The following is a 14,141-nucleotide window of genomic DNA, read 5'->3' as shown; positions in this document are numbered from 1 at the left end:
CAAAACTCGCTCCTGAATAACTCGGTCTAAGCGAGACGATTGGCGCGCGGGCTTTCGTCCATTTGATAGGTGAGGTGTTCAATCAAACGCATAGATAGCGCGGCTTTATCCTCTGCAAATCTGGGGTCCGCCCAAAGGTTTTTGGTCTCGCGTGGATCGTTTTTGAGATCATAAAGTTCGCCCCAATCCTCGCCTGCATAGACCGTAAAGCGCCATTCCTTGTTGCGTAGCGTGCGCACGCGGGCCGCTTTGGAAAACCCCATGCGCGGGCCGCCGTCGTTATGCTCGATCAGCACCTCCTCGCGGTGGGGGTTTTCGCCATCAAGGGCAGGAACAAAGCTTTGGCCTTGCATGCCGAAATAGGGCGCAAGCCCTGCGCGATCCAGAATACTCGCAGAGATATCAATCGTGGATCCCATCGCGCCTGTGCGCACGGCTTTACGCGTCTCAGGGTCGGACCAGATCATTGGAACGCGAGTGATGGATTGCATCATCAGCGGACCCTTCAGCATCATATTAAAGTCGCCCAGATAATCGCCATGATCCGAGGTGAAAATAATCACCGTATTCTCGTATTGCCCCGTGCCCTTTAACGTCTGCACAACACGGCCAATATGATCGTCGATCATGGTGATCATGCCTGCCGTCAGCGCCTTGGCCTCGCGGATATGCTGATCATCGGCGCGGAAGGGCATCTGCGGAATCGCGGGCGTCTTGCCCTGCTCCCACATTTGTGTGGCGTCCTCCATTGGGGGCGTCGGGTTCTCGTGCGCGTCGTAGGGCAATTCAACGTCGAAATCATCCGGCGAATACATATCCCAATATTTGCCCGGCGGATTAAACGGATGATGCGGATCGGGGAAGGACACGAAGGCAAAGAACGGATCATCCTGATCCTTGCGCCCTTCGATATATTCAATCGCGCGATCCGCGACCCAAGCGGTTGGATAAGCCTCTTCAGGGATTGGCGTGCGGTAGGCCTGCGGGCAGGTGTAGTTATGCGGCAGCTCGTTCGCGGGATCATGCAGCGCCTGCCAATCCTCTATATTCTCGCGGAACCATTGGCCGTATTGCCCACCACACCGATCACCATGACTGGTCATCATTTCCACATGCTGAAACCCGTAATAAGGCCCCTCAAATGGGGTTTCCTTATCGCCCAGAAAACTGGCTGGCTCTTCCTTGGTATAGCTGGTGCCGTCATCCTTCCACGCCTCTGGCACGAGGCGCTCTATACCGTCATCTTTGCGCAAAGGGGCATGATCGGTGAAGGGTTGTAGGTGGCTCTTTCCGATGCTCGCTGTTGCATATCCACCCGCCGCCAAGACATCGACAAATGTATTCGCTCGCTCGGGCAAAAGGGCCCCGTTATAACGTAGCCCATGTACCGAAGGCATACGCCCTGTCATGAGCGAGGCGCGATTGGGCATGCAAACGGGCAGCGCCACATGGAAATCCTCGAACAGCGTGCCATCAGCGGCAATCGCATCAATGTTCGGCGTCTTCACCACAGGATGCCCGCTGCATCTCAGCCAATCAGCGCGGTGCTGATCGGTGATGAAAAGAAGGAAATTTACCCGTTTACTCATGCCATTTGCCGCGCCGCCGTGAACCTGTGGAAGACCAATACTCCGACCCCAAGCGCTAAAGCACTGAAATGGATCATCTCGGGCCTCATCAACACGCCGATCGCAATGGCGATGCGAATGAACACCCAACCCATATTGAGCGGACCCGCATCATAGCGCGCCAGCGCCGAAGCGATGAAATAGAGCGCAAAGATCAGCTTGGCCAAGAGCCACAGGAGCGGCACGAACTGCACGCCGTCCTCATAGCCGGGCAGAAACTCTTTTGACGGGCTGGAAGGGTCGATCAGGGCCTCGTCAATCAGCAATAGCTCTGGGTAGAAGGCAAAGACGAAAGGAATGAAGAACATCACAATGCCAGAGCGTACAGCGCTGAAGCCAGTTGCCATCGGCTCGGCCTTGGTGATGGTCGAGGCGGCGAAAGCGGCAAGCGCCACGGGCGGTGTGATCGCGCTCGCCACCGCGAAGTAAAAGATGAACATATGCGCGGTGAAGGTCGCAATACCGAGACCGATTAGCAGCGGCCCCATCAAGAGCGCCACGTTGATATAGGCCGGCACCGCAGGCATGCCCATGCCCAGCAAGACCGCCAGCAACATGGTGATCGCCAGCGCGAAGAACTGGAGCATCCCTGAATCGCCGCTGCCCAGATCAAGCGAGATCAGGAAGCGCAGCACATCAATGCCAACAAATTTCGACAGGCCTGTGAAGTTCAAACAGACGTCAATCACAGTGACCGCGAGGAACATCAGGTAAAGCGTGGAAACCGTGATACCCGCATCGGCCAAAGCGTCCAGCGCTTTGCGTGGCGTCTTGCGGAAATCCTTGTCGAGGAACAGCAGCACAATCACGAGCGCCGCGCCCCACCATCCAGTCGCGCCCGCATCACCAGCAGCATTTTGATAAAGCTCCAGGAACCAAGGCAGGTCTGTCGCGCGGCACACGCCGTTATTGATCACCACCTCAGCGCCCATGAGCCAGCCGAGCCAGCCACAGCCAACCGCGTCCTTTTTGGTGAGCAGCAGAACGAGGATCAACAGGATCGGCAGGAAGATCTGCATCAGGTGCAAAATATCCGTGCGCGTGATGTGCATGTCTTCGGTGAACTCACCCACAGCCTCGATACCCTGTTTGCGCGATTGGAACATCGCGGTCAGAAACAAGCAAAAGAAATAGGCGATCGCCGGGATTGTCGCCGCGATGATCACATCGCCATAGGGCGTCGCGGTGAGCGCCGCGAGGATGAAGGCAGCAACGCCCATCACAGGCGGCATGATCGAACCCCCCGAGGAGGCCGCCGCTTCGACGCCGCCTGCAAAGACCCGCGAAAAGCCGCTACGGATCATCATCGGGATCGTAAGAACCCCGGTCGAAAGAACATTGGTCACAGGTCCGCCAGTGATCGTGCCGAACATCGCAGAGGAAACAATCGCCGCATGGGCAGGTCCGCCGCGCAGGTTACGCGTCCAGCGAAAGGCGAGCTTGATCAGCGATTGACCCCCCGCAGATTTCCCGAACATCGCGCCAAGAATGATGTAGGGGAACACGAGGTTCATAATCACATACATAAAGCGCCCAAGCATGCCGGACGAGTTATTGACCAAGGCGTCATGCACATTGGGCACACCGTCAAGGAAGGTGCGCGGCTCGCCGCCAAGCTTGGTCATGAAATACTTGTTGATGTCGTCAGGCCCGTGGAAATACCACACCAGCACCGTGCCAATCGTATAGGCCGCAACCAACAGCGCGACCAGCACCAGCGGCAAACCCCAGACCTTCACATTATATCCAAGAAAGATCAGGATCGAAGCGCCGACAATGGCCACCAGCCAGACCCCCGTCGTAGCAACACACTTGGGATCTTCAACAGTGTCGGGCGCAGGCAGGCCCATGGTCTCGGCAAACTCGATCTCGGCGGCAAGGGTTTCGGCCATGATGCGCGCGCGCTCGCCGGTCATGGTGTCAATCAAGCACACGCTGTCGATCTCGATCAGATAGGTCAGCGATATGACAACCGCCGCAACGACCAAAGCGATGTCCATAAAAGCCCCGAACCACGCGCGCGATGTGCCCTGCCATGCGCGCCAGATCGAATGTTTAAGCGCGACGATCACCATCATGATGAAGAACACCAGCGGGTAGAAATACTCGGTCGAGAAGGACCGCACCTTGAGCTTGTCGTTCCCCGTCAGCCCCTTCCACATATCGTCCCAACCGGGAATAGAGGGCGTGCTGTTCACAATTCCCATCGCGACGAAAATCAGCGCAAGAACATAGACATATTTGTTGGGAAACATCGCCTGTCGCGGCGTTTGCTCGGTGCTATCGGACATGATCTACCTATGGGTTCAGTGTCACAAAAGGCGCCGCCAGTCTTTTGGCGACGCCTCGTTTGCTAGCTGCAATGTGGCTTATTCAGCAACGGCGCAATCATCCAGCTCATACCCTGCTTCACGCCATGCACGTGCGGCGGCTGGGTGATATTTGACGGGGTTTGCTCCACACATGCCAAGCATCGGGTTGTCAAAATCGACGCTGTTGCCAAATGGCGCTTTGGCCTTCAGATCGTCCATGGACGCGACATAGGCAGCGACCAGATCAAAGACGAGCGCGTCATCCATATCCTTGTGAACTACGTTGCCGCCAATGGTGGAAAACGCGCGGAACGTGTCGTCCTCGGACACAAACGACCAGCTCTCGCCCATGATCTCGCGCAGCTCGTTAATGTTGATCTCGGTCGGCGCGCTGCCCGGAGCTTGCATGTATTTCTGCATGGCTTCGCTCTCATAGGCTTCTTTCGGCATGGACCAACCCGTCATGTTGCCAGCGGCTGCGACAGTCGTCAGACGGCTCCCCGGGAAGAGTTCCGGCAGAACCACCGCATCAGGCTCACCACCTGAAATCACAGAAGACGCCTGACCCCAGTTGGCCTGCATACCTTCATAACCTTCGCCGTCCTTAAGACCTGTGATGATCTGGATCATGCTACGCGCATTCGTCAGCGCGCCGCCACGGGGTGGACCGTTATAGATTTTGCGACCCTCGATATCGTCCCAGCCATTCAGGTTCTTGGAATCATAGGCAAACAGGAAGAACACGCCGAGCGTTACAGGCGTGATCGCACGCAGATTACCTGCAAGCTCTGCGCCCTTTTCCTTGCCGAGCGATCCATAAGGACCAACGCCGCGGCTCATCAGGAAGGGAAGAATATGCGGCGTGCCCGCGATATCTGTTTTGCCCTCAGCGACGTTCTGGATTGAGTTGGTCAGCGTTTGACCCTCAGCAAGCTGGATATTGGCGATGCCAAGCGTGCCGGCGATTTCGGTCAAATGCGCTGGCGAAAGATGCACAGCGCCGCCCGGACTGGCTGTTTCAGCGGTCAAATTGACCTGCGCCATGGCTGGTGTTGTCAAAATCGCGCCAGCAAGCAACGCAGCATATGCGGTGAATTTCATAGTTTCCTCCCAAAAACTTTATATGAAACCCAGCCTGTTCGAAATTTGTTAACATAGCAAGGAGTTTTCAACGAATGACGCACTTAAGACGTCGGACTTGTCGAAACGACGTGATTTCCGTCTATCGCGCCGAGGCAATGAAACAACCCACTCGTGTTGTTGACATTGAATTTGCGCAAAAGCTTGGCGCGATACACTTCAACCGTGCGATAAGAAATACTCAGTTGAAGCGCGATTTCTTTGCTGGTCAGCCCTTCGCTTAGATGGCTTAGAATCTCGCGCTCGCGCCGCGTCAGACTGATGTAGGGGCGATCAGCAGATAGGTCTGCAAAACTCCAGACTGCGCGCAAGAGTGGCTCGTCCGGCGTGAATGAATGTCCCCGCACACGGCACCAGAATAATGCCCCATCTTTGCGGGCCATGATCCGTTCGTCCCAATAGGTATTGGTTTCGCGAAGCTGCTTCACCCCGCGATCCCGAATATTCACGTATTCTTCGTCCGACGGATAAAGCACTGAAAACATCTGGTCGCGCAGCTCATCGCAGGTGTAGCCAAACATTTCTGCAAAGGCGATGTTACATTCACGGATCACCCTCATTTCGGTCACGACCAAGCCAATCGGCGCATGCATGAAGGCAAGTTCAGCAAAGCTACCTTTCGCAAAGCAATCTTCGATACGTATTTCCACGATCTTGCCCCGTTTCATCCCGTCAGTGATGCTCGCAGAATGTAAACGACAGGCCAATTGCGTGCAACGCAACGTTAGCCTGCATGGGAGGAAACAATGAAGACATTGACGCGGCTCGCCGCAACCGTCGCCACATCTATCGCGCTTGCTGGCGCAGCGTGGGCGCAAGATCCAATCAAAATTGCATTAATCCACGGGCTATCAGGGTCAAGCTTTGAAGCTTTTTCCAAACAAGCGCAAACAGGGTTTGAGCTGGGTTTGGAATATGCCACTGGCGGCACGAACGAGGTCAAAGGTCGCCCGATTGAGGTGATTATTAAGGATACGCAGTTCAAACCCGACGTTGCACGCGCGGTTTTGGCCGAAGCTTACGGCGATGACGAAGTTCTTCTCGCAGTTGGCGCGACATCTTCTGGTGTCACCAAAGGCATGCTTCCGATCGCAGAAGAGTACGAAAAAATCCTGATCGTCGAACCTGCCGTTGCGGACAGCCTGACAGGCCCAGACAGCAACCGCTATATTTTTAAAACGTCACGTAACTCTTCTATGGACATGCAAGCACAAGCACTTGCGCTAAAGCCTGACGAAAACCTTTTTGTGGCAACGCTCGCAGAGGACTATGCTTTTGGCCGCGACGGCATTGAAGCGTTCAAGGCTGCACTCGACGGTAGCGGCGCAACAATAGTGACCGAAGAATTCGTACCCCAAGGCACCACAGATTTCACCGCCGCAACCGAGCGCATGTTCAACGCGCTCAAAGACAAAGAAGGGCGCAAAGTCATTCTGGTCTATGTCGCAGGCAGCGGCGATGCGCCGGGTAAAATTCAAGCGCTTGATCCAGCCCGTCACGGCATCGAGATTTCGATGGGTGGTCACATCCTACCTGTTCTGCCAACGTACAAACGCTTTCCCGGCATGGAGGGCGCGGTCTATTACTACTATGAAGCTTACGACAATCCTGTGAACAATTGGCTTGTTGAAACGCATCAAGAGCGCTTCGATGGTCCCCCTGATTTCTTCACCGCTGGCGGCATGGCAGCGGCTCTGGCGGTGGTCAAAGCGCTTGAAACGGCAACGAGCTATGAGACTGATGACCTGATCGAAGCGATGGAAGGCATGTCTTGGGAAACCCCGAAAGGCACAATGACCTTCCGCCCGGAAGATCACCAAGCGCTCCAATCAATGGTGCATTTCAAAATCCGTGTGGATGATGATGTGGCTTGGGCAATCCCGGATTTGGTTCGCATCATTGAAGCGGATGAAATGAATATCCCTGTTGGTCGCACAAACGAGTAGTCAAGCGCGACCAAGCAACTGGTTCGGCCCATGTCCCCTTGTGGGCCGAACATATCTGTCAAAAGCGATATTCCAATATGCCCACGCCCTCTCTTACGACGCGCGACTTAACCATCCGGTTTGGTGGCCATGTCGCGGTCAATCAGGTCTCCTGTGCCTTTCATGCTGGTGAAACCACGGTGATTGTCGGCCCGAACGGCGCAGGCAAAACAACCTATTTCAATCTAATCTCGGGTCAGCTCCCCGCGAGCTCTGGCACAGTGCACAAAGGCGATGTTGATCTCACCAAGTTGTCTGTGTCCGCACGCGCAGGCCAAGGCATCGGGCGTGCCTTTCAGCTCACCAACCTGTTCCCCCAACTCAGCGTCTTGGAAAACATCCGCCTCGCAGTCCAAGCCCAAAGCGGTGCTGGCTGGGGACTTTTCCGCCCAGCGGTGCAACACCGCAATCTGACCGCTCGTGCAGAGCATTATCTGGAAGCGGCGCACTTGAATGACAAAGCCTTCATGCCCGCATCCGCGTTGCCGCATGGGGATCAACGCAAGCTGGAAGTCGCCCTGCTCATGGCGATGGAGCCCGATATTTACATGTTCGACGAGCCAACCGCAGGAATGTCACTCGACCAAGCGCCTGCCGTCTTGAACCTAATTGCAAAAATCAAATCCGATCCGAGCAAAACCGTCTTGCTCGTTGAACACAAGATGGACGTGGTGCGCGCGCTCGCAGATCGCATTATCGTTTTGCACAATGGTGAATTGCTCGCCGATGGAGCGCCCGAAGATGTCATGGCCAGCCAGATCGTTCGAGAGGTCTATTTAGGCACAGCAACAGAGGAAACCGCATGACTCTTTTGTCGCTTCGCTCGATGAAAACCAACATCGGCCAATATTCCGTGCTGCATGACATAAGCTTTGACGTGCCAGAGGGAGGCGTTTTTGTTCTTCTTGGGCGCAATGGCGCCGGCAAAACCACCACTTTGCGTTCCATCATGGGCCTTTGGCAGCCCTGCCCCGGCTCTGTGATTTTTCAAGGGCAAGACATTGCAAGCACGGCCACCGCAGACATTGCACGCAAGGGAATTGCCTACGTTCCCGAAAACATGGGCATCTTTGGCGGCCTCACGGTGGAGGAAAATCTGATCCTCGCAACAGCCAAGGGCAAATTCGACCAACAGCGATTAAAGCGCATTTACGATTTATTCCCCGCGCTTGAGAAATTCTGGTCCAAGCAAGCGTGGAGCCTATCTGGTGGGCAAAAACAAATGCTCGCTGTGGCCCGCGCGATCATTGAGCCACGCGCCTTGATCCTGATTGACGAGCCGACAAAGGGTCTTGCCCCCTCAATCGTTGCTGCGATGGGGGAAGCCTTTCGCGAGATTTCGCAAAGCACCACCATTCTCTTGGTCGAGCAAAACTTCAATTTCGCCCGCAGCTTGGGACGCGATATGGCCGTCATTGATGATGGCCGCGTTGTTCACACCGCATCAATGGCCGACTTTGCTGCTGATACCGCCCTGCAGGGCCAGCTTTTGGGGCTCTCCGCATGAGGACTATCATGACGAACTTATCTGAAACACTCGGGCGATTTGGCGGTGTAAACCTGCTACCTGTTGCTTTGGCAGCAATCGCTTTCGTGCTTATAGGCGCGCCCTCGTCTTGGGTGACGTTAACCATTGCCGGGCTTTCTATGGGCATGATGGTCTTTCTTATGGCCTCTGGCCTAAGCCTTGTTTTTGGTCTGATGGATGTCATGAACTTTGGCCATTCCGCGTTTGTGAGCTTTGGCGCGTTTGTTGCCGCCAGCACGCTTGCAGCCTTAGGCGGATGGCTAGAAAGCGATAGCGTTCTGCTTGCCTGCGCAGCGCTTGGGCTTGCTCTGATTGCAGCGATTAGTTTTGGCCTTGCGGCTGGGTTATTCTTTGAAACAGTGATTATTCGCCCCGTTTACCGCGATCACTTGCGTCAAATCCTGATCACAATGGGCGCTCTTATTGTCTCTGAGCAAGCCATTCTCGCGATCTGGGGCGGCACACCCGTCACGGTGCCGCGCCCGTCCTTCCTAGATGGTGCGTGGATTATCGGGGATGTGAGTATCGAGATTTACCGCGTCTTTGCCTTTGCCTTGGGCGCAGCGGTCTTTACCGGCCTTATCGTGCTTCTTAATCGAACACGTGTTGGTCTTTTGATCCGCGCAGGCGTTGAGAACCGTGAAATGGTGGAAAGCCTTGGCTTTAAGATCAATCGTCTTTTTATCGGTGTGTTCATGCTCGGATCTGCCTTGGCAGCGCTCGGAGGGGCGATGTGGGCAGGGTATGAAACTCTGATCACCCCTGCCCTTGGCGGAGAGATGATGATCGTTGTGTTTATCGTTGTGATCATCGGCGGTCTTGGCTCAATCGAAGGCACGCTCTTGGGGGCTATCATTGTCGGACTGACAGCCAATTACATTGGGTATCTGGCCCCGAAACTGGCACTCGCGTCCAACATGCTGCTGATGATGGCAATTTTGATGTGGCGGCCCAGTGGCCTGCGTCCGGCGGTGAAGTAAAATGAGTCAGGCTAAAAACACATACGGTACAATCGCCGTCAAAACCGCGATGCTGGTGATTGCAGCGATCTTACTGTTTGCACCATTCTTGTTCCAAGACGTACGCGCGCTCGAAGTTTCTGCGCGGATCTGTATCTTTATTGTGCTGGTCGCCAGCTACGATCTTCTGATCGGCTACACAGGCATCGTAAGCTTTGCCCATACGATGTTCTTCGGCTTTGGCTCCTACGGCGCGGCCATCGCTTTGAAACAAATGGGCCCCGGTTGGGACGCTGTCGCGCTTGGCACGATCGCGGGCGTCGCCATCTCTTTGATCGTTGCTACAATCATCGGATTGATCAGCTTGAGGGTGAAAGCAATCTTCTTTGCGATGATTACTCTTGCGGCCGCCTCCGTTGTTCTCGTGCTGGCGTCCCAGCTATCGGGGTTAACAGGCGGCGAAGACGGGATCACATACCGCGCGCCCGACGTGTTCAAAACTGCAAACAAGTTGGCGGTGGATGAAAACGGCAAAGTTGTTCGCTGGTTCGGCGTTAAGTTGAACGGAAAACTCGCTGCCTATTACTTCGTCTTCTTCTCTTCTTTGGCCCTATTCCTTGTTATGCTGCGCTTGACGATCTCGCCTCTCGGCACAGTGCTAAAGGCAATCCGCGAGAACGAATCCCGGGCAGAAGCTATCGGCTATCGCGTGGTTGCCTATCGCACATTCGTCTTTTGCCTATCAGCGGTTGCCGCGTCTATTGCGGGATCAATCTACGCGATTTGGCTTAAATACACAGGGCCTGACACAGCATTGTCTTTTGCGATCATGATCGACATTCTTCTCATGGTGGTCATCGGTGGCATGGGCACAATGTGGGGAGCCGTTATCGGCGCGGTTCTCATGGTCATGGCCCAGTATTATTTGCGCGACTTGATGGGCGCGGCCTCGGAAGCCACGGCAAACCTGCCCCTACTTCCAGAATTGCTTGCGCCAGATCGGTGGCTCTTTTGGCTCGGAATTATCTTTATCCTGTTGGTCTACTTCTTTCCGCGCGGTATTGCTGGGACGCTCATGGCAAAGGGTGCGCGCGAGTGAATTCTTGTTGAAGACCAGCGCGCTGAAATGCTATCCGAACGATCAAAGCGCATGTGAGCGCTAACAGATCACAAAATAGAGGATACGCGCCATGATCTTGAACTGCGGAGAAGCGTTGATTGATATGGTCGCCAGCCAAACGAGCGACGGGTTGCCTGCCTTCACACCGCATTCGGGGGGCGCTGTCATGAATACCGCTGTCGCGCTCGGGCGACTGGGTGTTCCTTCTGGCTTCTTTGCGGGGCTCTCAAGTGATATGTTCGGCGCACAGCTAAAGGCCCATTTGACCGAAAGTCATGTCGGTTACGAGCTCTGCCCGATTAGCGATGCGCCCACAACGCTTGCCTTTGTAAAACTGGAAAACGGTCAGGCCAAATACGCGTTCTTTGATGAGAACACGGCGCTTCGCACACTATCCACTGACGCACTCCCTGCAATTCCGGAAACCATTGACGCATTGTTCTTTGGCGGCATTTCGTTGGCCTATGGACCTTGCGCAGAAAGCTACGAGCAACTGATGCTGCGCGAAGCCGATCGCCGTGTCACGATGATTGATCCGAACATTCGCCCAAGCTTTGTGCGCGATGAGGCGGCGTTTCGCGCGCGCCTGAAGCGGATGATTGGCGCGAGCGACATTCTCAAGCTGAGCGATGAAGACCTTGAATGGTTAGAAGGCGCGGGCGAGTTTTCAGAGCGCGCCCATTCGTTGCTCGCAAAGGGGCCAAAGCTTGTTCTGATCACCCAAGGCAGTGACGGCGCAACGGCTTATCACACAAACTACGCTGTGCATGTGCCCGCCAACCCGGTCGATCTGAGAAACTCAGACACCATTGGCGCAGGGGATACGTTCAACGCAGGTATTCTGGCATCGCTTCATGAAAGCGGTTTGTTAACCAAATCCGCCATCGCCGAACTCTCCGAAGAAGATGCCAAGGCCGCGCTCAATTATGGAATGAAAACTGCGCGCGTGACTGTCTCTCGCAAGGGTGCCAACCCACCTTGGAAACACGAGCTCGACTGAGCGCAAAGCGCTCAGTTTCTTACCAACAGGTTTTCAGGATCATAAAGCGCCTTGTCGATGACTTCGGCCGCGATCAGTGTGCCAAGCACGTCAATCTCTACCGTCGTGCCCAGCGCAGTGAAATCCGGGTCAACAAAGGCGTACGCAATGTTCAGACCCGTTCGATGCCCCCAATCGCCTGATGTCACTGTCCCTATGACCTTGCCTTTTGACATCAACGACGCACCGCCATGCGCCGCTGCGTTTGTTGAGGCGAGCTTGAGCGTTACAAGTTGCTTGCTTGGTCCTTTTGCATAGCGCGCTTCGAGGGCGGCTTTTCCGACGAACTCGGGCTTGTCCAGCTTAACAAAGCGCTCCAGCCCTGTCTCGAAAGGATCAAACTCGGTTAGAATGTCCGCTTTCCAATGCAAATACCCCTTTTCCATGCGCATGGAATCGACGGCCAATGCACCGAACAAGCCCATCCCATGCGCTTTGCCCGCGCCGCGAAGGGCCAGATAGGCCGCATAGAGCGACGCATTTGGCACGTGGATTTCATAAGCAAGTTCGCCAGAGAAGCTCACCGACATCACTGTTGCAGGGGCATATCCGATGAAACATTCCCGCACAGACAGCCAAGGAAAGCCTTTTGCAGACCAATCTTCGCGGCTGACGCTTTGCATCACCGCACGCGCTTTAGGGCCCGCAAGTACGAGAATGGTTTGATCATTCGTAAGTGATCTGATGGTAACGTCTTCGTCGTCGCGCAGGTTGGATTGCAGCCAATCCATGTCATGAAACTCTGCCGCCGCAGCTGATCCATACCAAATGCGCGCAGGCCCGCGATCGGATGCGGGCAGGTTCGCAATCGTCGCTTCGGCTTTCAACATACCATGGGTGTTTAGCAGATACGCCAGACCAACGCGCCCTTCTTTACGCGTTAGGCGCCCACAGATCATTCGATCCAAGAAATTCTGAGCATCCGGGCCTGTCAGTTCGAAACGATTGAAACCATTGACTTCGGTTAGCCCGACCGCATTTTGAACGGTCGCGACTTCTTTGGCAACGATGTCGAAACTTTCATCGAAACAGAACCCATGCGTGACATGAAAATCAGGATCGGGCTTGAAGAATTCCGCGCGCTCCCAGCCGTTCACGACGGTAAACTCTGCCCCCTCCGCGGCCAAAGCAGGCGTCAAAGGTGTGGTCTTGGCATTGCGCGCCGCTGGACGGTGTTCGTTCGGAAAGTGAAAGCGGAATTCGTTTTGATAGTCTTCAATCGCCTTTAACGCCGTCATCTCGACATTTGCATGCCCTGTAAAGCGGCGCGGATCGATGCACCACGTGTCATAGCAGGCCTCGCCATGAACGATCTGCTGCGCGAGCATCCAACCGTGGCCGCCGCCCTCACCAAGGCCCGCGCGTAAACCGATGATACAAAAAGCGTTGCGTTTGTTCGGGATCGGCCCAACCAGTGGAGCGCCATCGATGGTATAGGTGATCGGCCCGTTTACAACGTTCTTGATACCAACGTCTGCCAGCGCTGGCATTCGCGCGAAGGCACCTTCCAGAACATCCATGACACGGTCCAGATCGTCCGGGCAAAGCGCGTTGACAAAGTTCGGATCAATTCCGTCCATGCCCCATGTTTTGCAGTCTTGCTCGTAAAAGCCGACAAGAAGTCCGTTCTTTTCCTGCCGCGAATAGTAATCACTGATCGGGCAACGGATCAGCGGCATACGATGCCCTGCCTCGATGATGGCTGGAATATCTTCGGTGACAAAATATTGATGTTCCATTGAGGCAACAGGGTGATGCACCCCCATCATTGCACCAACTTCGTTCACCCTGTAGCCACATGCGTTCACGACGATTTCGCAATCTATATCGCCCTGATCGGTATGCACGGTCCAACTGTCGTCTTTATGTTGGGTCAAGCCCGTCACAGGTGTATTGCGATAGACCTCTGCCCCTGCTTGGCGCGCGCGCCGCGCGAGCGCCTGACACAGAGATGCGGGATCAATGTCACCATCGTTTCCATCCCAAAGCCCACCAATTAAGTTATCGGTGGAAAGCAACGGATGACGTCGCGCGCACTCTTGTGCGTCAATCACTTCGAACTCAACATCCATTCCTCGCGCCATCGACGCAAAATGGCGATATCCCTCCATCTGCGCTTCGGTATTGGCAAGGCGAATGCCCCCGTCGCCGTGATTATACCCTACAGGGTACTCTGGATCATCCCGCAGCTCTTTATACAGATTGATTGAGTGCGTCTTGAGACCAACCATCGTCTGGTTCATGCCAAAATTGGTCACCTGCGCTGCGGAATGCCACGTTGTTCCCGAGGTCAGCTCGTTACGTTCAACAAGAACAACGTCACTCCAGCCCTCCTGCGTGAGGTGATAAAGTGTTGAGCAGCCGGCAATGCCACCGCCGATTACAACAACGCGAGTTTGGGTTTTCATAGCGACTCTCTCTGGCTTTTTT

General features: G+C 55.0%; 11 protein-coding genes. 6 read left to right on the top strand and 5 right to left on the bottom strand.

Translation table 11 applies throughout. The features are described from left to right. Positions 1–26: 26 nt before the first annotated feature. The 4 genes from ACRBCU_RS02185 to ACRBCU_RS02170 form a co-directional block, all read right to left on the bottom strand. Entirely contained in the window at positions 27–1,589 is a 1,563-nt protein-coding gene (locus tag ACRBCU_RS02185; protein WP_431363713.1) for a sulfatase family protein, read from the bottom strand. Next, on the bottom strand, positions 1,586–3,919 hold the full coding sequence (locus tag ACRBCU_RS02180; RefSeq protein WP_431363712.1) for a TRAP transporter permease: 2,334 nt from the start codon (positions 3,917–3,919) through the stop codon (positions 1,586–1,588). Before ACRBCU_RS02180 ends, ACRBCU_RS02185 begins: the two co-directional genes overlap by 4 nt. A gap of 78 nt (positions 3,920–3,997) precedes the next feature. Then, positions 3,998–5,041: a TAXI family TRAP transporter solute-binding subunit gene (locus ACRBCU_RS02175; protein WP_431363711.1), complete on the bottom strand. Its 1,044-nt coding sequence runs from the start codon at positions 5,039–5,041 to the stop codon at positions 3,998–4,000. A gap of 83 nt (positions 5,042–5,124) precedes the next feature. Continuing rightward, positions 5,125–5,733, bottom strand: coding sequence for a LuxR C-terminal-related transcriptional regulator (locus ACRBCU_RS02170; protein WP_431363724.1), 609 nt, complete (start codon positions 5,731–5,733; stop codon positions 5,125–5,127). 93 nt (positions 5,734–5,826) lie between these two features. On the opposite strand from ACRBCU_RS02170, the gene ACRBCU_RS02165 reads away from it, so the two are divergent. From ACRBCU_RS02165 to ACRBCU_RS02140, 6 genes are all read left to right on the top strand, one after another. Next, positions 5,827–7,026, top strand: a complete 1,200-nt coding sequence (locus ACRBCU_RS02165) for a substrate-binding domain-containing protein (protein WP_431363710.1) — start codon at positions 5,827–5,829, stop codon at positions 7,024–7,026. 77 nt (positions 7,027–7,103) lie between these two features. After that, complete coding sequence (locus tag ACRBCU_RS02160) at positions 7,104–7,871, top strand: ABC transporter ATP-binding protein (RefSeq protein WP_431363709.1); 768 nt, start codon at positions 7,104–7,106, stop codon at positions 7,869–7,871. Next, a complete protein-coding gene (locus tag ACRBCU_RS02155) occupies positions 7,868–8,572 on the top strand; it encodes an ABC transporter ATP-binding protein (protein WP_431363708.1) in 705 nt (234 codons plus the stop codon). Before ACRBCU_RS02160 ends, ACRBCU_RS02155 begins: the two co-directional genes overlap by 4 nt. Before the next feature lie 8 nt (positions 8,573–8,580). Beyond that, positions 8,581–9,573, top strand: a complete 993-nt coding sequence (locus ACRBCU_RS02150; protein WP_431363707.1) for a branched-chain amino acid ABC transporter permease — start codon at positions 8,581–8,583, stop codon at positions 9,571–9,573. 1 nt (position 9,574) lies between these two features. Then, positions 9,575–10,651 carry a branched-chain amino acid ABC transporter permease gene (locus ACRBCU_RS02145; RefSeq protein ID WP_431363706.1) on the top strand — a complete coding sequence of 359 codons (1,077 nt, stop codon included), beginning with the start codon at positions 9,575–9,577 and terminating at the stop codon, positions 10,649–10,651. Between the two features lie 91 nt (positions 10,652–10,742). Then, positions 10,743–11,672: a carbohydrate kinase family protein gene (locus tag ACRBCU_RS02140; RefSeq protein WP_431363705.1), complete on the top strand. Its 930-nt coding sequence runs from the start codon at positions 10,743–10,745 to the stop codon at positions 11,670–11,672. Between the two features lie 11 nt (positions 11,673–11,683). Here ACRBCU_RS02140 and ACRBCU_RS02135 read toward each other — a convergent pair whose 3' ends face one another. Then, complete coding sequence (locus ACRBCU_RS02135) at positions 11,684–14,119, bottom strand: GcvT family protein (RefSeq protein ID WP_431363704.1); 2,436 nt, start codon at positions 14,117–14,119, stop codon at positions 11,684–11,686. Between the last annotated feature and the right edge of the window lie 22 nt (positions 14,120–14,141).

This window comes from Planktotalea sp. (assembly GCF_050633725.1).
GTDB lineage: Bacteria > Pseudomonadota > Alphaproteobacteria > Rhodobacterales > Rhodobacteraceae > Planktotalea.
This window is presented reverse-complemented; position numbering and strand designations above follow the sequence as displayed.

Excerpts from the sequence above, each read along its gene's own strand:
- ACRBCU_RS02180 (WP_431363712.1), bottom strand. The coding sequence starts at position 3,919 with ATGTCCGATAGCACCGAGCAAACGCCGCGACAGGCGATGTTTCCCAAC.
- ACRBCU_RS02165 (WP_431363710.1), top strand. The coding sequence starts at position 5,827 with ATGAAGACATTGACGCGGCTCGCCGCAACCGTCGCCACATCTATCGCG.
- ACRBCU_RS02155 (WP_431363708.1), top strand. The coding sequence starts at position 7,868 with ATGACTCTTTTGTCGCTTCGCTCGATGAAAACCAACATCGGCCAATAT.
- ACRBCU_RS02140 (WP_431363705.1), top strand. The coding sequence starts at position 10,743 with ATGATCTTGAACTGCGGAGAAGCGTTGATTGATATGGTCGCCAGCCAA.
- ACRBCU_RS02175 (WP_431363711.1), bottom strand. The coding sequence starts at position 5,041 with ATGAAATTCACCGCATATGCTGCGTTGCTTGCTGGCGCGATTTTGACA.
- ACRBCU_RS02150 (WP_431363707.1), top strand. The coding sequence starts at position 8,581 with ATGACGAACTTATCTGAAACACTCGGGCGATTTGGCGGTGTAAACCTG.
- ACRBCU_RS02135 (WP_431363704.1), bottom strand. The coding sequence starts at position 14,119 with ATGAAAACCCAAACTCGCGTTGTTGTAATCGGCGGTGGCATTGCCGGC.
- ACRBCU_RS02160 (WP_431363709.1), top strand. The coding sequence starts at position 7,104 with ATGCCCACGCCCTCTCTTACGACGCGCGACTTAACCATCCGGTTTGGT.
- ACRBCU_RS02145 (WP_431363706.1), top strand. The coding sequence starts at position 9,575 with ATGAGTCAGGCTAAAAACACATACGGTACAATCGCCGTCAAAACCGCG.
- ACRBCU_RS02185 (WP_431363713.1), bottom strand. The coding sequence starts at position 1,589 with ATGAGTAAACGGGTAAATTTCCTTCTTTTCATCACCGATCAGCACCGC.